The following is a 25,382-nucleotide window of genomic DNA, read 5'->3' as shown; positions in this document are numbered from 1 at the left end:
TTCAATATAATCACTATAGAATGGCCAATGAACGTCTCAATATATATTCAAGGGCTGTAATTATAGCTGAGGAGTGAATGGTTGTGGAGCAGCAAGGGCAGGAGATATTTGATGTAACTATTATTGGCGGTGGACCTGCAGGGTTGTATTCCGCGTTCTATAGCGGGCTTCGGGAGATGAAGACCAAGCTGATAGAATATCAGCCAAGGCTGGGCGGGAAAATTCATGTGTATCCCGAGAAGATGATCTGGGATGTCGGCGGACTGACGCCGGTTCCGGGCTCGAAGCTAATTGAGCAGCTCGTCGAGCAGGGGCTAACCTTTGATCCCGAGGTGGTGCTGAATGAGAAGGTGGAGTCGATCTCTCGGCGTGAAGACGGGATATTTGCACTGCAGGCTGCCTCGGGGCGGAGGCACTACTCCCACACGGTAATTGTCGCCGTTGGCGGCGGCATATTAAATCCACAGAAGCTGGAGATCGAAGGGGCAGAGAGATTCGAGGTGTCCAACCTGAATTACACGGTGAAGTCGCTTCAGCGCTTTAAAGGCAAGACGGTGATCATTTCCGGGGGCGGCAATTCCGCGATCGACTGGGCGAATGAACTGGAGCCGATTGCCGGACAGGTCTATTTGACCTACCGCAAAGAGTCGTTGTCCGGGCATGAGGCGCAAGTGACCCAGCTGCTGAGCAGCTCCGCTAAATGTTATTTCAACACGTCGATTACGAAGCTGATCGCGGGAGAGAACCACGAGGCTATAGAGCGCGTAGAGTTGACGAATCATGAGACGGGTGAGGTTATGTATCTTGCCGTGGATGAAGTCATTATCAATCACGGCTACGAGCGCGATACGGCTCTGCTGAAGAACAGCGCGCTGAACATAGAGATTGCGGACAATTATTACATCGCGGGCAGCGCTGGAGGCGAATCCTCCATCGACGGGCTGTATGCCGCAGGAGATATTTTGAGGCACGACGGGAAGCTGAATCTTATTGCGGGAGCCTTCCAGGATGCGGCTAATGCAGTTAACCGGGCCAAGCAATATATTCAGCCGGATGCGCATCGCAGCGGCATGGTGTCCTCCCACAACGAGGTTTTCAAGGCGAGAAATCGGGAGCTGATCAAGCAGATGATCAAGTAAGTGGAGCTTCGCTCGCGAGCCGATATCAAGTGTCTGGGCCGAGCTTATGATCAAGATGGAAGAGGGTCCGGATTGTTGTGATCTATGATCTAGGGGCTGTCACTATCTCCTGGCGAACAAAAGATTTGCAAGCAACCGAAATGCTTAAGCCGATCCAGAAAATGGACAGCAGAGTTAGTCCATTTACGGTGTCGGGTGCCGTTGTGAGCCGATGCAGAGAAGGCGCTCCGCTCGCATATGGAACATGGACGTATATATAATAGAGGACGCCAGCCAGTATTAAACCATTTAATACGAAGCAGAACAGTATAGCTGAAATTGTTGGCCTGATCAAGGAGCAGCTTGTTCTCTTTCCTAGCCATCTTATCCATGTGGGAAGCCATATTAGCACAATAATAAGGAACAACAAAGCGCTGATCGCTAGAAGACTTTTATTTATGGAAGATACAGCAGGATAATCGCTCTTGGCCAAATGCCGAGGAGGGTCCCCCTTCAATATCCGGTAAATATTAAAGTTTGTTTCGTCGGTAATGTTTTGCTTGGAGTTGGCAAGCAGGGCGAAGCCGTACGATTCACCGGGAACCAATATCAAATTGGCTGAAAATCCGGGGAGTCCCCCTTTTTTTTCTATTGTATTTGCTGTGATCTCCCAACCGTGTCCATGCCCGATCGAAGAATCAAAAATAGCAGCGGTGTGCATCCTGCGCAGACTATCTGCTTGAATGACTGGATCACCCGAGGCGGAAGTGCCGCTAAGGAGAAAAGATATGTAAGTCCCCAAATCTTGGGCACTGGTTGATAAACCGGCGGATCCCAAGGTAGCATAAGCTAGATTCTCATGAAAAGGGCGAACATGCCCCCAGATATACCGGTGTCCGGTGGCTAAATTGTGGTCAAGCCCGGCCGCAGCCCGGGTGAAGAACGTTTGATGCATGCCTAGAGGCTCATAGATATGATAACGCATATAGTCGGGATAATTTAAACCGCTGACCTCCTCAATAACGAGCTGCAGCAAGTCATAGTTGATATTGGTATATTCATAGGTTGTCCCCGGATCGGCTGCAAGCTGTACGCTCTGAAGCTTATGCTTGATTTGTGCGGCAATTTTCTCAGAACTCGTGCTTGTTATATCATGAGTATTGAGCCGCCCTGGAAGCCCGCTCGTATGATTCAATAGATCATGGATGGTTATAAGGTCAGAGAGGGTGGGGTCCTTCGTTGCAAACCATGGCAAGTATGCAGTGACAGGAGCATCCAGCTCGACCAGTCCTTGATCCTGCAGCTGCATAACAGCTAGCGAAGTGAACACCTTGGAGATAGAACCAATTTGAAACCGGGTCGTGGAATTAATCTCCCGAGCGCTACCCCATTCGGTTACTCCATATCCTTTGGTATAAATAGTACCGTTCTCATCCGCAAGCACGAAGGCCATGCCCGGAATGTCGAAGCGCTGCATGTTCTGGACAATTTCTTCATCGATACGATCCCATAGCTCCCTCTGAGTTGCAACTTCTGCGGAGCTGGAGGCCATGATGGGGAGAGATAATAGGCTGTACAAAATTATAATAGGGAACAGGATAGATAAGCGGCGAATAATAAGACCTCCTAATATGGATGATAGATCTATCTCGTTCTCATAGGTGATAGGGATAAAAGAGAAGGACTACCCGATGGCGAAGCCCGCTGCTGTCAGGTAGTCCTCTTTGTTGTTTGTGATGGGTTTTACTCAAGCTATAGTGCACGATGCCTCGGTCTTATTTTACTGCGGCAACAGTCTCCAGAGCAACTTCGATCATATCGTTGAACGTCGTTTGTCTCTCTTGGGCCGTGGTTTGCTCTCCTGTAAGGATATGGTCGCTTACTGTAAGCAGACTTAAGCCTCTGACGCCGAATTTATTGCTAAGGAAATACAGCGCTGCTGTCTCCATCTCTACGGCCAATACGCCATGCTTTCCGAGCTTGCTGAATTCATCGTTGCTGTCGGTGTAGAACAGGTCGGAAGAGAGGACGTTGCCGACACGCAGATTCAATCCTTTATGGGTGCCGATTTCATAAGCTGTCTTGATAGAATCGAAGTTCCCGATTTGCGGGAAGTCGTATCCGGGGAACGCGTTGCGAATGATCGCAGAATTGGTGGCCGCCGCTTGAGCGACGATGACGTCACGGATTTGGACGTCGGGCTGTATGGCCCCGCATGTGCCGATGCGCACGAGATGCTTGGCACCGTAATCGTTAATCAACTCATGGATGTAAATGGACGCGGAAGGCATCCCCATCCCGGTGCCTTGAACCGATACGCGCTGTCCCTTATAGGTTCCTGTAAAACCGAGCATGCCGCGGACTTGGTTGTAGCATACGGCATTCTCCAGGAAGGTCTCGGCGATATATTTTGCGCGTAATGGGTCGCCGGGCAGCAAGACCGAATCAGCAACCTCGCCAACTGCAGCTTCGATGTGAAAGCTCATGTAATTTCCCTCCAGCTTAGTTGTATTGTGACTTTTGCAACATTACATGAAAAGCATAGCACAATGCAAGGAGAGGGACTGTTAAGGGGTTAACCCGGCATCTGTGAATTGGTTAACAGAATAAACGTTACGTTGTTAACGGAATTGAAGCGCTGTCATTTGCTATATTGAGAGCAGCAGGCAGGCCTAATTGTTATACCATTTGCGAAGCGTAGGGAATTCTTCCGTCTCATGACAAATGGATTCTAACAACTTCATATCGAGGAGGTACAGGTATTTGTCACGAATATCGATTAGTCCTTCGGCTTGAAAATCACCCAGCGTTTTGGAGATCGACTCTCTGGTGATCCCGATCATGTTAGCCAATAAGGATTGGTTAATTTTAAGATCAATTTTGTAAACGTTTTCGTGAGTTGTTCCAAAGTTATAGTACAGATCCATGATGAGGTTGGCGACTTTGCCCCGGACATCGTAGAAGGTCAAATAACGGATCATGCGATTGAGCATCCGCGTTCGTTCTACAAGAATTTTATATGCGTTTCTCAGAACAATCGGGTATTTATCAACGATATGCAGGAAATCCTGGCTGGAAATATGCCAGACGGAGACGTTCTCCAGCGCCTCAATCGAGGAGATTCGATGGTAGCTGTTCGATAATGATTCAACTTCGCCAATGATGTCACCCGGCATTGTAATGCTAAGGACCACTTCTTTGCCTTCATACATGCGATAAATTTTAACCATGCCGGAGCGAAGCAGGTAGATCTCATCACTCTCGTCATTCTCAAACATAAGAATATGGTTCTTCTTGAACTGCCGCTCTTTGAGAAACGGGACAATATATTGCAAGTCCTCTTCAGGAAGGCCGAAAAAATTTGAATGTCTGAGAGGTTATCAATCATGAATTCTACGCCCTTTCAGTTTCGTTATGTGAACAGCCTGGTTATGGGATGGTAAAGCAGCCCTACCGTGTTATTGTAGCATGATTTAAAGAAAACATAGCATAGAGTCATTTTTTGTTCTATGCCAAATTCGGGAAGAAATGATGAGTTTGGAACCAGGTTAATGGCCTGATCCCCTTCGGAGAAACCGTGCTAAAGCATTTGCAGGCCGGCGGGTATGATGTTATCCCATTGGTAAAATTTATGATATATTTACAGGACAAGGAATAATGAAATCTCTTCCAACAAAGACTAACTTAGATGTTATTGGAATGACAATCCAGTAGTTGGAGCGTTCGTTTAAGGGCCTCTTGATACTAATTTGGTAGATTTCAAATTCCTTGCTTCCTGGCTCAGCGTCGGTTTCGCAGCTAAGGATTGGTAGCTAAGCCACGCCCAGGTAAGGGTCCAAAGGCAAATATTTATATTAGGGAGGAAATCACAATGAAAAAGTCGATGAAAACCGTATTACCTCTGCTGCTCGCGCTCATGCTGGTTCTAACCGCATGCGGACAGAAGGCGCCGAATCAGAACGGCGCTGGGGCCGGCACCGGGAATACTCCTGCTGGCAACGGCAATCAACAGGAGCTCAAGAAGCTAAAAGTCGGCATGGTGACCGACCTTGGAAGCGTTAACGACAAGTCCTTCAACCAGAGCGCATGGGAGGCGCTGCAGCAGCTGGAGCAAGACTATGGCTTCGAAGTCAAATACCTGGAGCCCAAATCCGATGCGGATGTGGTCCCTAACCTGAATCAATTCGTCAAAGCAAATTATGATCTGACTTGGGCTACCGCGTATACGCTTGCCGATGCCGTAGCCCAGCTGGCTAACGAGAACCCGGATTCGATGTTCGGAATCGTGGACTCCGACCTGACGCTGCCTAACGTTGCGGCGGTATCCTTCAAGGAGCAGGAGGGCTCTTTCCTCGTAGGGGTGATCGCAGGATTGACGACGAAGACGAATAAAATCGGCTTTGTCGGCGGCATGGATATCCCCGTCATCAAACGCTTTGAAGCTGGATTCCGCGAAGGGATTAAAGCCGTTAATCCGGATGCCAAATTGATCGTAAACTACACAGGCTTGTTCAACCGGGTAGATATGGGGAAATCGGCGGCCTCTACGATTTATAACGATGGCGCAGATATTATTTTTCACGCGGCGGGCTTGACGGGAAATGGCGTATTTAATGAAGCGAAGGAGCGCAGCAGCAAGGGCGACAAGGTATGGGTTATCGGGGTCGACAAGGACCAATCCCTGATCTTCGGCGATGATGTCACCCTCACTTCCATGGTGAAGAAGGTAGATGAGGCGGTCTATCAAATCTCCAAGAGCTTGGCCGAAGGGAATTTCCCGGCAGGGAAGGTGACGCTGATGGGGCTTAAAGAGAACGGCGTGGACATTGCGCCGACTTCCGATAAGAACGTAGCCCCCGAGGTGCTGGCTAAAGTAGATGAGTATCGCCAAAAAATCATTAACGGCGAAATCACCGTACCTGAAGAATAATCCATTCGTCCCCTATTGCCGTACGTGATAGGGGACGGAAACTTTGATGGAGGGGTCTACTGTGACTAAGGCAGATATTGCGTTAGAGCTGAAAGGAATCACGAAGAGCTTCCCCGGAGTATTAGCCAATGACTCGATCAGTTTTCAGTTGAAGCGCGGCGAAATTCATGCTTTGCTCGGTGAGAACGGTGCAGGCAAGTCCACGTTGATGAGCATCGTCTTTGGATTATATCAGCCCGATGCGGGCGAGATTTACGTTAACGGGCAGAAGGAAGTGATCGATAGTCCGAACAAGGCGATTGATCTGGGCATCGGGATGGTGCATCAGCATTTTAAATTGGTCGAGCCCTTTACGGTAACGGAGAATATCATTCTTGGCATGGAGCCGAAGAAGGGCTTGAAGATCGATATTAAAGGCGCCAGCGCCCAGGTCAAGAAGCTCTCGGAGCAGTACAAGCTCGATGTTGATCCCATGGCCAGGATTGAGTCGATCAGCGTCGGCATGCAGCAGCGGGTAGAAATCATCAAGACGCTCTACCGGGGCGCGGATATTCTTATTTTCGACGAACCGACAGCCGTGCTCACACCTCAGGAGATCAGCGAGCTGCTGGAGATTATGAGACGGCTTGTCGCCGAGGGCAAATCGATTGTATTGATTACGCACAAGCTCAAAGAAATTATGGAGGTTGCAGATACATGCACCATTATCCGCCGGGGCAAGGTCATTGAGAGCGTGGAGGTCGCCAGGACGAACCCGCAGGAGCTGGCGGAGAAGATGGTAGGGAAGGCCGTCAACTTCAAGACCGAGAAGCAGGCAGCGACGCCTGGAGAAGTATTGCTGGAAGTCAAAGACCTGGTCGTGGAGGGCGGAAAGGGAAAAAATGCGGTCGATGGACTGTCCTTCTCCATTCGCGCAGGCGAGATTGTCGGGATCGCCGGGGTCGATGGCAACGGCCAGACTGAGCTGATCGAAGCGATTACTGGCATGCGCAGCATTAAATCGGGGGAGATTCTTCTGCAGGGCCAGGCCGTTGCGAACCAATCTCCGCGCATCATCTCCGAAAGCGGATTGTCACATATTCCGCAAGACCGCCATAAACACGGACTCGTTCTTGACTTTACTGTCAGTGAAAATATACTCCTGCAAACGTACCATCATCCGGAGTTCAGCCAGCGCGGCTTCATTAATGAGAAGTCACGGGACGAGATGGCCGCGCGCCTCGTCAAGGAGTTTGACGTACGGACGCCAAGCATTGACACGAAGGTCCGCTCCATGTCTGGAGGCAATCAGCAGAAGGTCATTATTGCCCGCGAGATCGACAAGAAGCCGCAGGTGCTCATCGCGGCCCAGCCTACGCGGGGGCTTGACGTCGGTGCGATAGAGTTTGTGCACAAGCAGCTCATTGCCCAGCGGGATCAAGGAAAGGCCGTGCTGCTCATCTCCTTCGAGCTCGAGGAGATTCTGAATGTGTCCGACCGCATTCTCGTCCTGTTCGGAGGACAGATTGTAGGCGAGACGACGCCGGAATCGACGAATGATCAGGAGCTGGGGCTGATGATGGCAGGCAAGCATGAAGGAGATGGCGCACATGAATAAGTTTATGAGTATTTTCAGGCGTGAATCTGCTGTTATTCCTGTTGTCTCTATTATTATTGGTCTATTATTGGGTGCGCTGATCATGCTGATCGGCGGGTATGATCCGCTGCTCGCTTACGATTCCCTGATTACCAAAATATTCGGCACCAGCTATGATATCGGGGAGGCCCTGCGTTCGATCGTTCCCCTCGTCATGTGCGGTCTGGCGGTAGCCATTGCCTTCCGCGCAGGCCTGTTCAATATCGGGGTCGACGGGCAAATCATCATGGGCTCGCTCGGTGCGCTTATTGTAGGCACGAAGCTAAGCCTGCCGCCGCTTCTGCACGCTCTGGTCGCCGTCGTGTTTGGTGCAATCCTCGGCGGACTGTGGGGCGCCCTGATCGGGTATATTAAGGCGAAGCGGGGCATCAATGAGGTTATTACCAGTATCTTGTTCAACTTCATTGCGCTGTACTTGAGCCATTACTTCATCCGTACGTTCATGCCGCAAGCAGGAACGCAGCGTTCCGCCATGATTCAGGAGTCCGCAAGCATTCAGATTGGCTGGCTGTCCCAGCTTATGGGAGGCGCCCGCATTCACTGGGGATTCCTCTTAACGATTCTCGCCGTAATCTTCTATCATATTTACCTGAACAGAACCAAGTGGGGGTATGAGCTGCGGGCTGTCGGGCTTAACCCGGATGCGGCTGAGTATTCAGGGATGAAGGTGCCGAATGTTCTGGTGCGCACCATGTTTATTTCCGGCGTGTTCGGCGGCCTGGTCGGCACCTTTGAGGTGCTGGGCGTATTCAAATATATCGCCATCAACTCGGTGACCTCGGGCCTCGGTTTTGATGGAATCGCGGTAGCCCTGCTGGGCGGAAATACGGCCCTCGGGGTGCTGCTGGCGGGGACGCTCATCGGGGCGCTGACCTACGGCTCGCAGGGCATGAGCTTCGGCGCAGAGGTGCCGGGCGAAATCATTCGGATGGTTATCGGCTTCATTATCTTCTTCGTGGCTGCACCCGGGATTGTGAGGCTCTTCTTCCGCCCGCTCACTAATAAAATGAAGAAGAAGGTGTAAGAGATGGACATTATCAGCAATCTCATCAATGGGACGCTTGTATTCTCCACGGCCTTTATCTTTGCTGCCCTCGGCGGCCTGATCTCCGAGCGTTCGGGCGTCATCAATATTGGACTGGAAGGCTTTATGGTGTCCGGAGCCTTCTTCTCGGCGGTCATTGCTTATTATGCCGAGTCGGCAGGATTAGGCGGATTGTCCCCGTGGCTCGGCGTGATCGGGGCCTTCGTATTCTCGGCCGTATTCTCCAGCATTCATGCCATAGCCACGATCGGGTTCAAGGCCAACCAGGTGGTCAGCGGGGTTGTGGTCAATATACTTGCGGCGAGCTCCACCTTCTTTCTGGTGAAGCTGATCTTTGAAGGCTCGGCGGAAAGCCCGCTGCTGACGACGGTATTTCATAAATTCAGAATCCCGTTCCTAAGCGATATTCCGTTTATCGGCAATGCCTTCTTCAACAACTATCCGACGACATATATCGCGATTGGGTTCGTGATTTTGATTTACTTCATTATTTATAAGACGTCGACGGGGCTTAGGCTCCGTGCCGTTGGCGAGCATCCGGGCGCCGCGGATACAGTGGGGGTCAAGGTTAATCGGATGCGCTATATGGCCGTTATCCTCAGCGGCTCGATCGCCGCGCTGGGCGGAGCGACGATCGTACTGACCTCGAACGGCAACTTTGCCTTCAATACCATTTCAGGGCAGGGCTACATCGCGCTGGCGGCCGTTATTTTCGGCAAATGGAATCCAGTCGGGGCTATGCTGGCTTCCTTATTTTTCGGCTTGGCTCAAGCGGTCAAGGATCAGCTGCAAATCTTCGAATTTGCAGCCCGCATTCCGAACGAGTTCTTCTATATGCTGCCGTATGTCCTTACGATGCTCGTCCTGATCGGCGCGGTAGGAAAGGCTCGGGCGCCGAAGGCATTAGGGGAGCCTTACGAGGTAGGGAAGCGATAGGCATCAGCAATTTATAGTTGGGATAAGGGCTGGAGTCGGTTAAGACCTCCAGCTCTTTTTAAAACAAAATTACGGTAAGCTGCCAAGTATATAACAGAAAGTGCTACAAAATGAGGGGAATTCTATGCAACAGGTCTGTGAGCAGGAATTGTAGTGCTAATAAAGAGGTGTTCTTCATTGGATAGCAGACTGGAAAGATGGTTTCACCTTCAAGCAGAGAAGACGACGATACGTACCGAAATGGTAGCAGGATTAACAACGTTTATGACGGTGGCCTACATCATTGCCGTGAACGGCTCTATTCTAAGCATGGCGGGGATGCCGTATGAAGCGGCTACGATCGTGACGGTCATTTGCTCCTTCATCGGCTGTATGCTGATGGCGCTGTGGGCCAACTCGCCCCTTATTCTGGTTCCAGGTATGGGAGACAATGCGTTTTTTGTATTTACGCTCGTATTCTCGCTAGGATTAACCTGGCAGCAGGCACTAGCTGCGGTATTCCTTGCCGGAATTGTGTTCATGGCCACGTCGGTGACGAAGTGGGCGGACTATCTATCCCGCTCGATTCCGAAGTCGATGATTCATGCGATGACGGCGGGGATCGGCTTTTTTATTGCCTTTCTCGGCTTACGAAACGGCGGTGTGATCGTGGCCAACGAAAGCACCTTCGTGAGCTTGGCTAATCTGGATGAGCCTCACGCGTTAACGACGATTTTAACATTGGTTATCGCGCTGCCTTTATTCTTGCGTAATGTGAAAGGGAGCTTCTTAATTGCGATCATTGCCGGAACAGGGATCGGTGCGGCGCTTGGCATTGTTGATTTCTCAGTGCTGCGTGATTTCAGCATTTCTTTTGACGGGTATGGAGAGCTGTTTCTTGCTTTGGATTTCAGCGGGATAGGGACATTCCAATTTTGGACGGCCGTATTCTCTTTATCGATGGTAATTATCTTCTCAAATATGGGGGCCCAGTTGGGTATGCTCCCGAATAAGTCAAAGTTTAGAAAGTCGTTTCAGGCGAATTCGTTTTCGGTGATCAGTGCAGGGCTGCTCGGATGCAGTCCGATGACGACGGCAGCGGAAGGAGCGACCGGTATTGCATCCGGCGGAAGAACGGGGCTTACCTCGCTAACCGCCGGACTGCTTTTCATCCCCGCCTTGTTTCTCGTCCCCCTATTTAAGGTCATCCCGAGCAGTGCGATTGCTCCGGTGCTTATTATTGTGGGCTGCCTGATGATAATGTCGATCAAGGAAGTGCCTTTTGACGACTTTACCGAAGCCTTTCCGGCTTACATGATGCTGGCCATCATGCCCTTATCCTTCAGCATCGCTAACGGGATTGCGTTTGGCTTCATCGCTTATCCAATCGTGAAGTGGGTGACGGGCCGCCGTGCGGAAGTGTCCATGACCATGTATATGATCGCTTTCTTCTTCCTGCTGTATTTCATTTTGGGTTCAATGTAAAGCGGTCTGCTGATTCTTACGTTTGTGTTGAACCTGCTGTTGGTTCGCTGGCTTTCGCGTTGCATTCGCGCATACTCTGGCTGGGCATATTGCTGTTGTGGCTTTTGTTTTGCGTGATGTCAACGTTCTTTCTACCAGGGGGCTATTTGTTTACCTGGCTGCTTCTATATTCAGCCTGATCGGCCAGGCATATTGTTCACGGTTGCGGGCTCTTTCAGAATTCGTTCATATGTAAACCAAGAACCGCTCATGCAGCTCGTCCATGCTCAGCATGCGGATATGATCAGGAAATCGGTCATGCAGCGCACAAACAGACAGTTTGTACGCGGGATCGATATCATACTGCTTGAACGAACAAGGCTTGAAATCATTTTGGGTGTCTAACTCGATCCGCTCCTGTCCAACACGGATGGAGAAGGAGTCCAGCGGCAAGGAGAGCCCCATACCCGCCGCTTTAATATAACTCTCTTTAAGGGTCCATAAATCGAAAAAATAGCTTAATCTGGCACCCCCCTGACGCATATAAAGATCAAAGCACTCCTGCTTTGAGAAAAAACGATTGGCGATGCTGAAATCAATATCTGCGAACTTTTCCACATCAATCCCGACAGGGGAATCGTCTATGGCGCAAACTACCCATTTCCCGGAATGGGAGTTGTTAAAGTGCAGACTGGAATCCCCTTCCAACAGCGGCTTGCCGTAAGCATTTTGAATCAATCGTATATCCCTGTTCTTCATGTTCAGTCTGCTGCAAATGAGGAGCCTGGATAGAATATCAGCCGTTAATGTTCTTAGCGCGTCTTCTTTGTGCATAAATCTATGGATTCGCTCCTGCCTATCGATAGGAAGCACATCGATCAGGCCCCAAATTGGGAGCGAGGTTATGTTCGGTTCTAGCCGGACACCGTAAATCTCAGTCATTTTTTCCCCGCCTAATCTATTAGTCAGTTAGTTTCCTCTTCTTCCATTATAAGGATAATAATGCGGAGGGCAAATACAAGCCAGCAAACATTGGTGCTACCAGCATTTCACTTCAAAGTCATTTCTACCCTAAGCACTCCATGATAAGATATAGATAATTTAACGATAGAGTCTAAATTGCTTCGAAGAGTGGGGGAACAGCAATAATGCAACAGGGTATCGCTTGGTGGAGGAGGGGGAATATGAAGAGGCGATAAAATATTTGGAGAAAGCGATTGAATATGCTTATAAAATGGAGCCGGCCCTCGTTGATTTGGAAAGCGAAATGAAATTGGATCGGCATATGGGGGCTCCATTCAACAACCTAGGCTGGGCGTATAACGAATTGGAGGATTATGAGAGAGGCTTGGAATACATCGAGAAGTCGCTCCTCATTGTGCCCAACCAGGATGGGGAGTATGTGAATAAAGGAAATGCCCTGTATGGCTTGTATGAATATGAAGCCGCCCTGGAGAGCTATGATCAGGCTTTAGCAATAGGCGACGAGAAGTATGCTTATTATGGTAAAGGCAGAGCGCTTTTTGATTTGGAGCGATATGAAGAAGCGCTGGAGCAATTCGATATTTATTTGGGTATGGATGAATCGGATATGGACGGGTTTGAAGCGAAAATATACACCTTGCTCCAACTCGGTCGGTATGAGGATGCGAGCAGGCTGGCCGATGATCTCATCCGTCAGGAACCGGATAACTATGAGACATACCGTATTAAAGCCGCTGTAATTGAAGATACAGGCAACATAGATCTAATAGAAACTCATTATAAGAGCATGATTGAAAAGTTTCCCGACAATATGGAAGTTTACGTGCAGATGATGGAGACATATAACGCGCTGGGAGATTTTGAACGGGTAAAGAGCAGCTATAACGCCGCCGTTCAAAAGGATCAGTCCAATGCAGATATACATATAGCTATGGGAGACGTTCATATGGAACGATCCATGTATGTTCAAGCAGCCAGGTATTATGATTATGCGCTTCAGCTCCAGCCTCGGCATGAAGAGGGCAGCATCAACAGGCTGAGGGCGCTGTACAATGGGCGCAGGAATTATCAGTGCATCGCCTTTGGCGAGGAAGCGGGGAAGCAAGAATTCTCCTCTTCCCTTATTCCATGGTTTACAGGGCAATGTCATTTTGATTTAAACCAATATACGGAAGCCATTAAAGCAATGGAGAGAGTGATTGATCTGGATCCGCAAGATGACGAGGCTTACGCCACGATTGCGTATTCCTATTACATGCTGGAGGAGTACGATCGGGCGGAGGAATTCTGCGAGAAGAGCTTGGAGTTATACTCCGGCAATTCGATGGCCCTATATATTCAAAATGCAATACAGGACAGCAGGAAGCCGCTTGGCGAGCGAATTAAGCATTTTTTCCAAGATAATTATTTGTATATAGGCAGTATTCCTGATGTAGATACGATTTTGTCCAAGCTGGATCAGAAGGAGCTGACGACGGCGGAAATCGCTGCGGTCATCGATCGTGCGATCCAGCAAGGGGACGTCTTCACCTCGGTCATATATGGGCAGGAATACGATCAATTCACCGGGAGACCGGATCAGGATGTGCTTTATGAAGACCAGGGAACGATCGCTTACTTCCGCATTTATGAATTTAATCCAAGTACCGATGACAGGTTTATCGAATATCTCGATCAAATTTCCAGCCCCGAAACGAAGAAGCTTGTCATTGACCTTCGCGGGAACACAGGCGGGGATATGGACAGCGCGAATCATATTCTGGATGCGCTCCTGCCGGAATGCGTGACAAGCATGCTGATTGAGCGGGATGGTTATGCGGACAATTACTACTCGGATGCGGATTATATTGCCTTCCGTCATATATATGTCCTGGTCGATGGGAATACGGCGAGCGCCTCCGAGCTGCTAACATTGGGCTTGAGCACCTATTTGCCTAATGTGATGATCATAGGACAGGATACATACGGCAAAGGAGTCGGCCAACGCGTTTTCGAGGATAAAGCGAATAAAATTATGGTCATCGCGGTAAATCACTATTGGAACGTGAGGCAGAACAATATTATGCACTCCCACATCCGCCCGGATATTTACGTTAAAAGCTCCAAGCTGGAGGATTATATGCAGCCGATAAGAGCAGATCGTTAGAGTCGCGACATGCACCGAGGGTTATGGACACGGATCACAATTGTGATAAAGTAAAATGAAAGAATGGACGAGGAGGGTAAAACAACATGCAGAATCATACAGAACACGAGGCATTGCCGCCAAAGACCTGTTCGATTGAGCGATTAGTGACTATGCCTGCTGACGTGGAGAAGGTGTTGGCAGGCCAGAAGACGGCTACCCGCCGCAACGGTCGTTACGCCGATGTGGGTGAAGTGATGACGCTGAAGGGGCGGGATTTCGTAGTAGAGCGGGTATATTCCCAGGCTCTCGGCGATCTGACGGAAGAGCAGGCTATGCAGGAAGGCTATGCCAATCTGGAGGAATACAAGCAGTCGATCCTGTCTATTCATCCCGGCATGCGCTGGGTACCGACCATGCGAGTTTGGGTTCACGAGTTCAACCCTGTGCAGAAATAGGCGGATGTGGATAAGCTGCGTATCATCCTCTTGTATATCCATATCCTTAGCGCGATTACGACGATTGGCCCCTTTTTTGTGCTGATTTCTTTGGTTCCGAGGCTTCGGTCGGCAGGGCCCGAGGCACGTCAGGCCTATTTGAATACGTTTAAGTCGGCGATCCGGCTGGTCAAGCACATGGGACATGTGCTTGTTGTCTCGGGAATACTCCTGATCCTGGCGGCATCCTGGTCCTGGTTGGAGCCCTGGCTTGTAGCGACGTATATTATTTTGGCTTGTTCGCTCTATTTTATGGCCTGTGCTTTTACGCCAAAGCTGCGTAAATTCGGAGAGCCTGATGTCAATGAGGAGGCTCTGATCAGGAAGCTGATTCGTTCGGTATGGATTTATTTGCTGCTCCTGCTCGTTATGTTGTGGCTTATGGTTGCCAAGCCGCAGCTATGGTAGTTATTTGCGCAAATGCGCGGTCGGCCACAGTGACCTGGCTGAGTCGCCCCCCATTCCTGCGGTTTGCAGAAGGGAGGGCGATTTTTTCTCCGTTTATTGGACGAGGCTAAGCTTCGGTAAAGGTATTAAAGGAAAGGCTGCCTCCCTATTTTGTGTCTATCGATAATCATAATGGCAGCAGTAATTATCTTGAAGTCATTATTTATAAGTTTGTGTGATTCTCCCCTTTTCGATGCTCTTCCATCCATTGAACGGCCCAGTCTACGAGTTGTCTCTGTCTCAGAAAACGAACCTCAGCCTCACCGACCTTGTGGATCGCTACCTGGTGAGCTCTGTCGAATTCTTCACCCAGAATGGTGAAATCTCCGTCATCCACAGCTTGAGTGCGGTAGGTCACCCATTTTCTCTCTCCGTCTAGCAGAATCGCACTGCTCTCCTCCATAAATCGCTTCGTGGGGAAATCCGCCTTGGTCTCTGCTAAGTGCAGTGAGGTGTTCTTGTTGTGGCCGACTCCGATGAGCAGGATGTGGCCGTCAAGCTCGTATAGCTTATGGAGCGGCGAACCTTTGCCAAAAATTTGGCTTAGATCATGCTCCTTCGTAAGATACTCTGCATGCTTGCCTACGGCAGCCATGGATCTTGCAGGATGATCAGATCTGGAGGCCCCAGGCCATTTCCTTAACATTTCCGCAACAATGCCCATTCCGATGGCTGGAGTAATGTCTTTATTATAGGCGGGCCAATGCTCGCGGATGACAGGCCAGTGCTCGGGAGACACCTCCCAATGAACGCCTGTGGCGGGATCAAGATTCTTCCAGGTTTGGGCTGGCATCATCAGCGTCCCCTCATCGCCGACAATTTCAAGCAGAGCCCGGATTAAGGTCTCGGCTCCGCCAACTACGAATCCGAGCTTGCTTAGCGAGGTATGAACGATGATCGCTTGCCCTTCTGATACGCCACATCGGCGGAACTGCTCTTTGAGTACGTCTTTGGTCAAAACAGGCTTTTGGGCATCGTGAAAATTAGCCACTGCTGATCACTCCTTATTTCTTCGAATTTACAAAAAAAAGAGACAATCCCTCCTAACGCCGAGGGGTTGTCTCTGGTGCTTCCAGAAAAGCATTGCCCTTATTTTGCTGTGCTTCTTGTATATTATATTTGAAAAGGCAAATAGTTTCAATATTATTCCAGATGCACCCCGTTTATAAAATTGAGATAGACGAGCTATTTACCAATAATAGAATCACCGGGTTGTCTTATGCCCTTAAAATTCGAGCGGTTTACGTATATATAGTAAAAGGGGGGCGTTAGCGTGGATAGTGCCAAATATACGATAGAGAAAACGATATCGATAAGCTTCGTGTCTGACGCATTCTGGGACCGGTGGCTCGGAATCGGTTTGCCGAAGCCGGTGGTATACGAGCTGCGCCAGCGGGTGACCGGAATCGAGAGCTGGACGGAAGTGCTGCAAGGTCATGCTGCCGTGTATGAGCAGCTGGCGTCCAAGCTGCTTCATCAGCAATTGATCAGTGAAGCCGAGTATTTCTACCGAAGCGCAGCTGTGAATTACAATCTTATCCAGTGGATGTATCCTCATACCGGACGAGACAAGCAATTGTGGTACGAACGCTGCATAGACATGCACCGGCAGGCGGATGGGCTGGCCGAGGACGAGATTGTCGAGGCGGAGATTCTGGTTGAAGGGAATAAGTGCAGCGGAAGAATACGAACTCCAAAGCATCCCCGCGGCTGCGTAATCATCATATATCCGATTGATTCGTCGAAGGAGGAGCTGATTAAATATGAGATTGGCTTCGCTAGAGAAGGCTTCATTACCATCAGCTTTGATGGACCGGGGCAGGGCGAGACGTATGTCTTGAACCGTAGCCTGGCAACTCGGCGAGGCTGGGAGCTGTTTATACACAAGCTTATCGAGCTTGCGGCACAGCAATTTCCGGGGCTGCCGCTGCACCTATTCGGAACCAGCTTTGGCGGTTCCTGGGCCATTGAAGGAAGCCGCCATTCCAGCATCGGCAGGGTTGCGGCGGTCAGCCCTGTTTTGGAGAGCCAGGGGAGGCTGCCGGATTATTTTAAGGAACGTTTGGCCTACGTGATTAAGGGAGAGGAGAGCCCTCTTGAATTGAAAGAGGAGAATATCGGTCAGTCGGGACCGCTTCTTCTTATACATGGCCAGATGGATGACTGGGTGAAGGAGGAGGAGATCCGCTCGTTCTACCGCAGAATATCTGCCGAGAAGCAGCTGATCGAATATCCGGATGAACGGCATGCCTGCAGTTCCCGAATGGATGACATCATTCAGGCGGCTTCGGAATGGTACACGCGTGGATTGTAGTTAACTCCTCGATCGTAGTTAACTTCTCCGCAGAAGATGCGGCTCTTTCTCATTCGTCGTCAGTCTAGGGTTGTTGTTCCAGGCAGGACAGGTATAATGGGGATGAATCATTCCATTACCAACAGTTGGAGGTTATCATGCATACGAAGCAAAGTTTGATGGATCAGCTTGAAAGTGCTGGCATTAACCGGCATGGAACCGTGCTGATGCACTCATCCATGAAAAGCATCGGCGAGGTAGAGGGAGGAGCAGACACGGTTCTGGATGCCCTTTTGGAATATATGAAGGATGGACTATTAGTTTTGCCTACCCATACCTGGTCTTATATTAATGCGGATAATCCGAAGTTTTATGTAGAGACCTCCGAGGTCTGCGTCGGCATACTCCCTGAATTGTTCCGCAAGCGTCCGGGTGTAATCCGCTCTCTTCATCCTACGCATTCCGTAGCGGCGCTGGGCAAGGATGCGGCTGAGTTTACCGCGGGCGACGAGCGCTGGGATACGCCTTGCCACAGGGAATCGGCTTGGGGCCGCCTGCTGGACCGCAAGGCCACGATACTGCTTGTAGGAGTGGATCTGCGCAGAAACACGTTTATCCATGGGATTGAAGAATGGGTCGATATTCCCGGAAGACTGACGGATAGTCATGAGCAGCTGTACACGGTGCTCCCTGACGGCCGGGAGATTCTGGTTCCGTCGCGCCGCCATTGCGGTCTGCCTTGGTCGGAGCATTTTTGGAAGGTAGAGGGCGTCCTGGAAGAACAGGGAGCGCTCTACCGTGCGCGTCTGGGCGATGCCGAGGTGCTGGTATGCGATACGGTGAAGACGACGGATATCCTGACGGATATGCTGCGCAAGAACCCGGATCTGTTTTCGGATAACGAGCCATTGGCCGAGTAGCAGAGAGGAAGCCTTGATGAGAGAAAAAGCCGACTGCCCCAGGCAGTCGGCTTTACGCCGTTCTTCACATCTTATATCTTCATATCTCGGATATGCGTCTCGGATATGCGGTTATTGAGCGAGGCCAGATCATCCATGGTTTGTTATTAGCTGGAGTAATTTCGCTATGTCCGTCTCTTGGCAAGTTTGTTAGCTAGTTTGCCGGTCGTCGCTTTTTATAATAGGGATCCAGATTTCGCAAAGATAATCCTCGGCTGAGGTATCTCCCGGCGAATAGACCTCCAGCTCCGGCGCATTCGCAACCTCATAGCCGGTAGCCGGGAACCATTCCTGAAATATCCGCTCAAACACCTGCTGAATGGCGTGAGGCACTGGACCGACTGCATTGAAGATCGCCCAGGTAGAACGAGGAATCGTTGTTAGCGAGAATCCCTCTACAGAGCTTCCAGATCGGTGGGTGCAGCAATCATATAAGTGAAATCCCCGCTTTCCGGCTGCATATGCATGCAGGCTCCGAGGAGATTCCCGCCGTTGCCAAACGAGCCGAGCTTCTCAATCATGCCATTCTGGTGGCACTCCTGCCAGAACCTCGAAATTTGTCCCTTGTCATGACATTTTACTTCGATGGCCTTGCCGATGACCTTGAAAGCTTCTTTGTCAATGATTTTGTAATCCATATCTTGATCTCCCTTCAGCGATAAATGGAAGGAAATGCGCGGAAAGGCCTTCAAACTGGCGCCTGGACTGCGGGCTTCCGAAGGCGGGATGCCGTGTATTTTGCGAAAAGCTTTAGTGAAAGACTCAGGGGAATCATAGCCATACTTCAGCGCTACATCAATCACCTTAGAAGACGTTGTTGCCAGCTCCTGGGCAGCCAAGGTCAGCTTGCGCTTACGCATATATTCAGCTACGGTCATGCCAGTTAAGATGAGAAACACCCGTTGAAAATGAAATGGAGATACACAGGCTGCCCTGGCAATCTCATCAATGTCCACCCGACCCTCCAGCCGCTGCTCGATCAGCTCCAAAGCATCCTTGATACGCAGTAACCTTTCCAAACACATAACCTCCTTGTAAATATCAGCATATCACCCTAGGGCAGGGCGTTCCTGTCTTTTCGTGCTTTTTGCGAACAGCCTCTTGCAGCTATCGTACCTTAGTTTGATAGGAATTAGAATCGATAAGAATTGGAGTCGATAGGAATTAGAATCCATAGGATTGGAATTGGTAGGATTGGAGTCAATAGGGGTTGGAATCGATGGGAATTAAAATTGGTAGGATTGGAGTCAATAGGAGTTGGAATTGATAGGAATTGGAATTAGTAGGGGTTGAAGTCTATAAGAGTTGGAATTGACGGGAATTGGAGTCGATAGGAATTGGACAGGGTCAGAAGTGAAATTAAATGGCGTAACTTCGGTCCGAAACCCATTTTCTCAAAGAATCGATCCAGGGGCGGATTTTTGGGTATTTGTACACTTGTTACAGATTTTGTAAGTGTGTTGTAGTAAAATGGGATTCGGGGACAAGTAATATTTTCAATGATAGGGAGAGGTGAGTAATGGAGCAGACGAATATGATGGCAACCATTGTAACTAAGCAAGCCTTTAGCGCGATTGGACTACGTTGGGAGGGTACATTTGCCGAGGCGGGTGCCGGCGGTATACGCGCAATCCATGAGAAGCTGCTGCAACGGCGCGTGGAAATCCGCGGTATTGTTGATCCTGGCAATTTTTACGGCTTATCTTACCACGCTTATCCAGGTGGGGACGGATTCGTTCATTACGCGGTATTCGAGGTCGCTGACCCCGGGGAAGAGCAAATCCCCGAAGGAATGGTGAAAGTCCAAGTACAGGCAATGAAATATGTGAAATACGAGCACCGGGCCGAGGAAAATATCAGCGAATCGTACAGCAGCATTTATGCCTGGATCGAACAGCAGGGCCTCAAGACGCAGCCGCAGGAGGAAAAGGAGCTGACGCATTTCGAAATATATCCAAGCGACCAGGATCCTTACAGCTCACACCCTAAGTTTACGATCATGATCCCTGTTCTAGAGGATTAGTCCGTTTGCTCCTCCAATTTAGTACGCAGAAATAGTACGCAGAAAGCAGCTTAGTACGAAGAAAGCAGTTTAGCACGCAGAAAGCAGTATGGTGAAATCGAAAGGCCGAATTTCCACTAAAAAGACGCCGATAAGAGACTGCTTTGCGAACCGTCTCGGTAAGGCGTTTTTTTAATATATAGGGAACTCTGGAATCAGAGAGTCCCATTATTGATCGTTGCAAAAATGGTCGGTTAGGGTACGTTGATTAGCGATAGCCGTCCTTCACGATTCATAACGGACCCTGGTTCCGCTATTCCGACGAAAATGGGGTAAAACACTCTGCTTACGGACCCTAGTTCCGCTATTACACTCAAATTCAGTCAACTTGCAGCTTATTTTTGCAAATAAGGGCTTCTGGGTCCGATAAACGCTCAAATTCCGGCCAAAACAAGAAATAGCGGATCTCCTGTCCGCAAGCTTACTTTATAACCTGCCACCTTGCTAGTTCGCACGCCAATCACCCAATTTAACGATTTTACTCGGCTATCCAAGTTTAACCAGCCCGTGGTGTCCTCCGCCCACCTTCCCTGCTACGCCACCATGTTCAACTTCGTTCCTGCCTATCGCAACCCGCCTTTCTCGTCAAAGCTTGTCTAGTTCAAGTCTTTCCATGCCCATACCTAATCGAACTCCTGCTGATACTGCAAGCCACGAACCGTAGCTCTAGCAAATCCACATCTTAGCTGTGGCAACCCCTGTCCTGTTCTCTAACAATCCGCATTGCGTACCTCTGCAAACCCCGTATCGTTCCTCCAACAAATCCGGCACCTTTGCTCGCGCCATTGCTCTAGCAAGCCCTTCACCGCTGCTCCAGCAGATATACGGTAAATATTGCCTTTACATCCAGTTGATCATTTGATGTAGAGGTTTCAGAGGTTGTAATTTATAATAGGAGCTTGGACGGAACATGAAGAAAGACATCGTTAGCGAGGTAGATAGATATGAACGCGATAGAAGTGCAGGATTTGCGCAAAGCATTCAAAATACAAAAAAACCGCGAAGGCCTCAAAGGGGCCTTTGCGGACTTGTTCAAACGGCAATACCAGGAGGTCATTGCCGTAAAAGATATTACATTCGCTATTCCCCAAGGCGAAATTTGCGGCTACATCGGGGAGAACGGCGCGGGCAAATCGACGACCATCAAGATGCTCACCGGCATACTGGTGCCGACCTCCGGTCATCTCAAGGTAGGCGGCTACGTGCCCTACGAGGAGCGGGAGCGCTTCGTGCAGAATATCGGCGTCGTCTTCGGGCAGCGCAGCCAGCTGTGGTGGGACATCGGCGTCATCGAATCGTTCCAGCTGCTGCGGAAGGTATACCGGGTGCCCGAGCAGGACTTCAAGAAGCGGCTGGACGAGCTTGTGGAGCGCCTGAAGCTCCAGGATCTGCTGAATCGTCCGGTGCGCAAGCTCAGCCTGGGGCAGCGCATGCGCTGTGAACTCGTCGCCGCGCTGCTGCATAACCCGTCGATTCTGTTCCTTGACGAGCCGACGATCGGGCTCGATATCATGGTGAAGTCGGAAATTCGCGACTTCCTCAAGGACATGAACCGCGAGCACGGCACGACGATCCTGCTGACGACGCATGACTTGCAGGATATCGAGGCCCTTTGCTCCCGCGTCATCATGCTGGATGATGGACGGATCATTTACGACGGCGGGCTGGAGGAGCTGAAGCAGCGCTGGGGCACGGGGCGTGAGGTGCTGTTCCAATTCGGAAGGGCGACGAAGCTGGAGACGCTGCGGCAATGGACGGAAGGGTTGGCCGTGACATGGTCAGCCGAGAACGAGCTCAATGCCAAGGTCTGGATTCCGCTGGAGCTCAACGTATCCGACGTGCTCGGCCGCGTCGTGGGACAGGCCGACATTACGGATATCAAAATAATCGAGACGAATACCGATGAAATCGTACGCAGCATCTATCAATCCGGGTCGGCGAACAAGCCGGAGGAAGCGGCGGGATCCTTCATGGCCGAAACAACGGAGGCCCCCCATGTCTAAGCGTCTTTCATTTACTCCGTCTTCACCCAGACCGCCCCGCCCGGAAGGGCGAAACTCGCGCCATAGCGGAAAACGCCTGCTCCTGGGCGCGTATTTAGACTTTATCCGGATTCGGTTTCTGACCATGCTCGCTTACCGCATCAACTATTACACTGGTATTCTCATCTATACCCTCAACATCGGGGTCAACTATTTCACCTGGAAGGCTATTTACGGCGAGGGAGACTCGCTGGGAGGCTTCACCGCTGTGCAGATGACGACTTACGTTGCGGTATCATGGATGGCCCGGGCATTCTATTTCAACAACCTGGACCGGGAAATATCGACCGATATCCGCGACGGCAGCATTGCCATTCAATTCATACGCCCGTATAACTATGTCTTTGCCAAAATGATGCAGGGCCTCGGGGAGGGCATGTTCCGCTTCCTGCTGTTCATGATTCCCGGCATGGCCATCGCCATGCTCCTGTTCCCGGTGCAGCTGCCAACGGCTCCATCGGCCTGGGCGGGCTTTCTGGTCATGCTGGTCTTCAGCTTCCTGATCAATTCGCAGATCAATGTTATTACGGGCCTCTCGGCCTTCTTCATCGAGAATAACGAAGGCGTCATGCGGATGAAGCGAGTGATCGTCGATCTCTTCTCAGGGCTCATTGTGCCAATCAGCCTGTTTCCGGGCTGGCTGTCCAAGGTGCTTGAGGTGCTGCCTTTTCAGGCGATCACCTATTTGCCGGGCTCCGTCTTTACGGGCAGGGTACAGGGCGTGGGCATTTGGAACGTGCTGGGCATTCAGGTGTTCTGGTTCGCGGCCTTGATCATCCCGATGATCCTGTTATACCGGGCGGCGCGGCAGCGCCTGTTCGTGCAAGGAGGTTAACGAGAGGCATGACGAGGATGTTCTATTACTTAGGCTTAATTGTGGAATATTTCAAAAATTACATGAAAACCCGGCTTACTTACCGTGCTGATTTCTGGGTCGAGGTGATCTCGGACTTGCTGTTCCAGGCGACGAACTTTATTTTCATTCTGGTCGTATTCATGCATACCGACAGCCTGGGCGGCTGGAGCCAGAACGAGGTTATTTTTGTCTATGGCTTCTTCATGGTCCCCTATGCCGTCTTCAGCTGCTTCGTCAATATGTGGAATTTCAGCGAGCGCTACATCGTTAAGGGAGAGATGGACCGCGTACTGACGCGTCCGGCGCATCATCTATTCCAGATTTTCCTGGAAAATATCGATCCACCCGCGCTGATCGGCGGTGTAGTCGGCATTGTCATAATGGTTATCAGCGGCGGTCAGCTTGGGTTGCCATTCGAATGGTGGACCATTCCGGCGCTCATCATTCTGACGCTTTGCGCGGTCGCGATTTATACAGGCATCTACACCGCGCTCACCTCGCTGTCATTCTATTCGGATGCGCCGACTGGGATACTTCCGCTCATGTTCAATATTCAGAACTATGGGCGCTATCCCGTCACGATTTACAACCGGACGATCCAGATTCTGCTGACCTGGGTTATCCCGTTCGCCTTTGTCGGCATCTATCCGGCTGCTCTGTTCTTGCAGCGGGAAGAGATGACAAGCATGGCCCTGCTTACTCCGGTGATGGGGGCTATTTTCCTTGGCATAGGCTTGTTGGCCTGGAATATGGGGGTCAAGCGCTACAAGGGCGCTGGCTCCTGAGAATGCTGCCTTGTCGGTAGTACAATGCCGCATTCTTAAACTGCGATGGACATGGCCAAGTGCAGGCTTCTAAGGAAATGCCTCGAACTCCTTAAGGCCCCGACCCCTGGTTACTCTCAGTGCACCAGCATCTAAATATGCATACAAGCCTTGTCATACCCAAAAACCCGCTAAACCATTTAGCGGGTTATTTGCCATCTGTTCGCAGCATTACGCTGCAAGCCAGCGGCTGAGATCTTCCATGGCCTATTTCACGGCCGGTGCGATCCGATCAATTCTGTTCGTCCAGATCCCACCGGTATAGCCTTTGGGAAGCCTTGTTAAATCCTCTGCGGTATCAAATCCTTCCGACCACTCCCCGCTGCCTGCGACAACGATCACCCGTGTGCCGGCGTCATCCATCCGGTTCAAAAATTTATTCGGCCAGCCCCATAGCCAGGGGGCGAACCTCTCGGGAATATGCAGCTGCGTATTCCTGCAGCCGGCCGGCACATATCCGGTCCAACCGATCCCTTCATACGACAGGAGGCAGCTTTTTAACGTAGCCTTTGACATCACTCTCAACCCTGGCAAATCCTCCTGCAGTGCAGCTATAGGGGCATCTCCGCCATAGACAGCCAGTTGAGCCCGGCGTTCCTCCGGAAGCTTACTCAGATATCGTGCAAGCTGGCGGCCTTCGCCAGAATCATTGCTTTTAATATGAATCAGGAAGGAGCCCTCGGGAAAATAAGCCAGCACCTCATCCAGCGAAGGCATCAGCCCTGTTCCTTTGCCGCGAAAAGGGTAGGTTGCGCCGTTATCCGCCGTATAACCGTAACCGATATCGATTTCCTTCAGCTCGTCCATCGTATAGTCACTGACCATGCCCTGGACATTCGTCCGGCATTCTAGCGTCCAATCATGAAAAACAGCGAAATGCCCGTCCTTCGTAGGCTTAATGTCCAGCTCAACCATATCCGCTCCAGCATCAAAGGCCGCTTCCATCGAGGGAATCGTATTCTCCAAGTAAGGGTGCTCCGGCTCGAAAATTCGGGTGGCCGTGCAGGTGTCTCCTTCTATACCTTCCATGCTGAAGGTCTGCCCCAGCCCGCGGTGGGCCAGCAAGAAGGAGGAGCCGTTGCGCCCCTTGGCGAGCAGAGAAGAATTATTTAAGTAGATAAATGCTGATAAAATGAGCAGAAATAAAAATGCTCGCTGCAGTCCTTTTTTTCGCTTCATTTTCAC

21 protein-coding genes and 1 pseudogene are annotated in these 25,382 nt (G+C 50.5%); 15 read left to right on the top strand and 7 right to left on the bottom strand.

The features are described from left to right. Positions 1–83 precede the first annotated feature (83 nt). On the top strand, positions 84–1,139 hold the full coding sequence (locus BN2762_RS06945; RefSeq protein WP_230202446.1) for an NAD(P)/FAD-dependent oxidoreductase: 1,056 nt from the start codon (positions 84–86) through the stop codon (positions 1,137–1,139). An 82-nt stretch (positions 1,140–1,221) separates the two neighbouring features. Here BN2762_RS06945 and BN2762_RS06940 read toward each other — a convergent pair whose 3' ends face one another. The 3 genes from BN2762_RS06940 to BN2762_RS06930 all read right to left on the bottom strand — a co-directional run bounded on the left by BN2762_RS06940 (position 1,222) and on the right by BN2762_RS06930 (position 4,453). Then, positions 1,222–2,670, bottom strand: coding sequence for a serine hydrolase domain-containing protein (locus tag BN2762_RS06940; protein ID WP_083484795.1), 1,449 nt, complete (start codon positions 2,668–2,670; stop codon positions 1,222–1,224). A gap of 223 nt (positions 2,671–2,893) precedes the next feature. After that, on the bottom strand, positions 2,894–3,604 hold the full coding sequence (deoD, locus tag BN2762_RS06935; protein ID WP_055106283.1) for a purine-nucleoside phosphorylase: 711 nt from the start codon (positions 3,602–3,604) through the stop codon (positions 2,894–2,896). 186 nt (positions 3,605–3,790) lie between these two features. Further along, positions 3,791–4,453 carry a Crp/Fnr family transcriptional regulator gene (locus BN2762_RS06930; RefSeq protein WP_074048581.1) on the bottom strand — a complete coding sequence of 221 codons (663 nt, stop codon included), beginning with the start codon at positions 4,451–4,453 and terminating at the stop codon, positions 3,791–3,793. 536 nt (positions 4,454–4,989) lie between these two features. On the opposite strand from BN2762_RS06930, the gene BN2762_RS06925 reads away from it, so the two are divergent. The 5 genes from BN2762_RS06925 (at position 4,990) to BN2762_RS06905 (ending at position 11,129) form a co-directional block, all read left to right on the top strand. Beyond that, positions 4,990–6,048 carry a BMP family lipoprotein gene (locus tag BN2762_RS06925; protein ID WP_055106282.1) on the top strand — a complete coding sequence of 353 codons (1,059 nt, stop codon included), beginning with the start codon at positions 4,990–4,992 and terminating at the stop codon, positions 6,046–6,048. A 61-nt stretch (positions 6,049–6,109) separates the two neighbouring features. Further along, entirely contained in the window at positions 6,110–7,645 is a 1,536-nt protein-coding gene (locus BN2762_RS06920; RefSeq protein WP_055106281.1) for an ABC transporter ATP-binding protein, read from the top strand. Then, positions 7,638–8,708 carry an ABC transporter permease gene (locus tag BN2762_RS06915; protein WP_055106280.1) on the top strand — a complete coding sequence of 357 codons (1,071 nt, stop codon included), beginning with the start codon at positions 7,638–7,640 and terminating at the stop codon, positions 8,706–8,708. The genes BN2762_RS06920 and BN2762_RS06915 overlap by 8 nt, the downstream gene beginning before the upstream one ends. A gap of 3 nt (positions 8,709–8,711) precedes the next feature. After that, the gene (locus BN2762_RS06910) at positions 8,712–9,665 is read left to right on the top strand and encodes an ABC transporter permease (protein WP_055106279.1); all 954 of its coding nucleotides are present in this window, start codon (positions 8,712–8,714) and stop codon (positions 9,663–9,665) included. Between the two features lie 177 nt (positions 9,666–9,842). Next, positions 9,843–11,129 carry an NCS2 family permease gene (locus tag BN2762_RS06905; RefSeq protein ID WP_055106278.1) on the top strand — a complete coding sequence of 429 codons (1,287 nt, stop codon included), beginning with the start codon at positions 9,843–9,845 and terminating at the stop codon, positions 11,127–11,129. A gap of 225 nt (positions 11,130–11,354) precedes the next feature. Here the strand turns inward: BN2762_RS06905 and BN2762_RS06900 are convergent, their stop codons facing one another. Continuing rightward, the gene (locus BN2762_RS06900) at positions 11,355–12,050 is read right to left on the bottom strand and encodes a 4'-phosphopantetheinyl transferase family protein (RefSeq protein WP_055106277.1); all 696 of its coding nucleotides are present in this window, start codon (positions 12,048–12,050) and stop codon (positions 11,355–11,357) included. A 226-nt stretch (positions 12,051–12,276) separates the two neighbouring features. Here BN2762_RS06900 and BN2762_RS06895 point away from each other — a divergent pair, with 226 nt between their 5' ends. The 3 genes from BN2762_RS06895 (at position 12,277) to BN2762_RS06885 (ending at position 15,122) form a co-directional block, all read left to right on the top strand. Beyond that, complete coding sequence (locus tag BN2762_RS06895; protein WP_187386485.1) at positions 12,277–14,238, top strand: S41 family peptidase; 1,962 nt, start codon at positions 12,277–12,279, stop codon at positions 14,236–14,238. 86 nt (positions 14,239–14,324) lie between these two features. Further along, positions 14,325–14,675: an ASCH domain-containing protein gene (locus BN2762_RS06890; protein WP_055106275.1), complete on the top strand. Its 351-nt coding sequence runs from the start codon at positions 14,325–14,327 to the stop codon at positions 14,673–14,675. A gap of 6 nt (positions 14,676–14,681) precedes the next feature. Further along, positions 14,682–15,122 (top strand): DUF2269 family protein, encoded by a 441-nt coding sequence (locus BN2762_RS06885; RefSeq protein ID WP_055106274.1) that lies wholly within the window; start codon positions 14,682–14,684, stop codon positions 15,120–15,122. A gap of 202 nt (positions 15,123–15,324) precedes the next feature. Here the strand turns inward: BN2762_RS06885 and BN2762_RS06880 are convergent, their stop codons facing one another. Beyond that, positions 15,325–16,152, bottom strand: coding sequence for an AAC(3) family N-acetyltransferase (locus BN2762_RS06880; RefSeq protein WP_055106273.1), 828 nt, complete (start codon positions 16,150–16,152; stop codon positions 15,325–15,327). A 282-nt stretch (positions 16,153–16,434) separates the two neighbouring features. Here BN2762_RS06880 and BN2762_RS06875 point away from each other — a divergent pair, with 282 nt between their 5' ends. Next, on the top strand, positions 16,435–17,475 hold the full coding sequence (locus tag BN2762_RS06875; RefSeq protein WP_055106272.1) for an alpha/beta hydrolase: 1,041 nt from the start codon (positions 16,435–16,437) through the stop codon (positions 17,473–17,475). A 137-nt stretch (positions 17,476–17,612) separates the two neighbouring features. Beyond that, positions 17,613–18,374 (top strand): AAC(3) family N-acetyltransferase, encoded by a 762-nt coding sequence (locus BN2762_RS06870; protein WP_055106271.1) that lies wholly within the window; start codon positions 17,613–17,615, stop codon positions 18,372–18,374. Positions 18,375–18,563: 189 nt separating this feature from the next. Here BN2762_RS06870 and BN2762_RS06865 read toward each other — a convergent pair. Beyond that, positions 18,564–19,438: pseudogene (locus BN2762_RS06865) on the bottom strand (AraC family transcriptional regulator). Between the two features lie 494 nt (positions 19,439–19,932). Between BN2762_RS06865 and BN2762_RS06860 the strand changes: the two are divergent. From BN2762_RS06860 to BN2762_RS06845, 4 genes are all read left to right on the top strand, one after another. Continuing rightward, a complete protein-coding gene (locus BN2762_RS06860) occupies positions 19,933–20,436 on the top strand; it encodes a GyrI-like domain-containing protein (RefSeq protein ID WP_055106270.1) in 504 nt (167 codons plus the stop codon). A 983-nt stretch (positions 20,437–21,419) separates the two neighbouring features. Then, positions 21,420–22,478 carry an ABC transporter ATP-binding protein gene (locus BN2762_RS06855; RefSeq protein ID WP_055106269.1) on the top strand — a complete coding sequence of 353 codons (1,059 nt, stop codon included), beginning with the start codon at positions 21,420–21,422 and terminating at the stop codon, positions 22,476–22,478. A 124-nt stretch (positions 22,479–22,602) separates the two neighbouring features. Next, positions 22,603–23,352: an ABC transporter permease gene (locus BN2762_RS06850; protein ID WP_055106478.1), complete on the top strand. Its 750-nt coding sequence runs from the start codon at positions 22,603–22,605 to the stop codon at positions 23,350–23,352. Between the two features lie 17 nt (positions 23,353–23,369). Then, the gene (locus tag BN2762_RS06845) at positions 23,370–24,158 is read left to right on the top strand and encodes an ABC transporter permease (protein WP_055106477.1); all 789 of its coding nucleotides are present in this window, start codon (positions 23,370–23,372) and stop codon (positions 24,156–24,158) included. A 246-nt stretch (positions 24,159–24,404) separates the two neighbouring features. Here BN2762_RS06845 and BN2762_RS06840 read toward each other — a convergent pair whose 3' ends face one another. Then, positions 24,405–25,376 carry a glycerophosphodiester phosphodiesterase family protein gene (locus BN2762_RS06840; protein WP_055106268.1) on the bottom strand — a complete coding sequence of 324 codons (972 nt, stop codon included), beginning with the start codon at positions 25,374–25,376 and terminating at the stop codon, positions 24,405–24,407. Positions 25,377–25,382: the final 6 nt, after the last annotated feature.

Origin of the sequence: Paenibacillus ihumii (assembly GCF_001403875.1) — a bacterium.
In the GTDB taxonomy this organism is placed as follows: domain Bacteria; phylum Bacillota; class Bacilli; order Paenibacillales; family Paenibacillaceae; genus Fontibacillus; species Fontibacillus ihumii.
This window is presented reverse-complemented; position numbering and strand designations above follow the sequence as displayed.

What these genes read in the sequence shown, in the direction of transcription:
- BN2762_RS06855 (WP_055106269.1), top strand. Translation starts at nt 21,420, where the DNA reads ATGAACGCGATAGAAGTGCAGGATTTGCGCAAAGCATTCAAAATACAA.
- BN2762_RS06910 (WP_055106279.1), top strand. Translation starts at nt 8,712, where the DNA reads ATGGACATTATCAGCAATCTCATCAATGGGACGCTTGTATTCTCCACG.
- BN2762_RS06840 (WP_055106268.1), bottom strand. Translation starts at nt 25,376, where the DNA reads ATGAAGCGAAAAAAAGGACTGCAGCGAGCATTTTTATTTCTGCTCATT.
- BN2762_RS06860 (WP_055106270.1), top strand. Translation starts at nt 19,933, where the DNA reads ATGGAGCAGACGAATATGATGGCAACCATTGTAACTAAGCAAGCCTTT.
- BN2762_RS06925 (WP_055106282.1), top strand. Translation starts at nt 4,990, where the DNA reads ATGAAAAAGTCGATGAAAACCGTATTACCTCTGCTGCTCGCGCTCATG.
- BN2762_RS06850 (WP_055106478.1), top strand. Translation starts at nt 22,603, where the DNA reads ATGCTCGCTTACCGCATCAACTATTACACTGGTATTCTCATCTATACC.
- BN2762_RS06890 (WP_055106275.1), top strand. Translation starts at nt 14,325, where the DNA reads ATGCAGAATCATACAGAACACGAGGCATTGCCGCCAAAGACCTGTTCG.
- BN2762_RS06915 (WP_055106280.1), top strand. Translation starts at nt 7,638, where the DNA reads ATGAATAAGTTTATGAGTATTTTCAGGCGTGAATCTGCTGTTATTCCT.
- BN2762_RS06900 (WP_055106277.1), bottom strand. Translation starts at nt 12,050, where the DNA reads ATGACTGAGATTTACGGTGTCCGGCTAGAACCGAACATAACCTCGCTC.
- BN2762_RS06870 (WP_055106271.1), top strand. Translation starts at nt 17,613, where the DNA reads ATGCATACGAAGCAAAGTTTGATGGATCAGCTTGAAAGTGCTGGCATT.
- BN2762_RS06845 (WP_055106477.1), top strand. Translation starts at nt 23,370, where the DNA reads ATGTTCTATTACTTAGGCTTAATTGTGGAATATTTCAAAAATTACATG.
- deoD (WP_055106283.1), bottom strand. Translation starts at nt 3,604, where the DNA reads ATGAGCTTTCACATCGAAGCTGCAGTTGGCGAGGTTGCTGATTCGGTC.
- BN2762_RS06940 (WP_083484795.1), bottom strand. Translation starts at nt 2,670, where the DNA reads ATGGCCTCCAGCTCCGCAGAAGTTGCAACTCAGAGGGAGCTATGGGAT.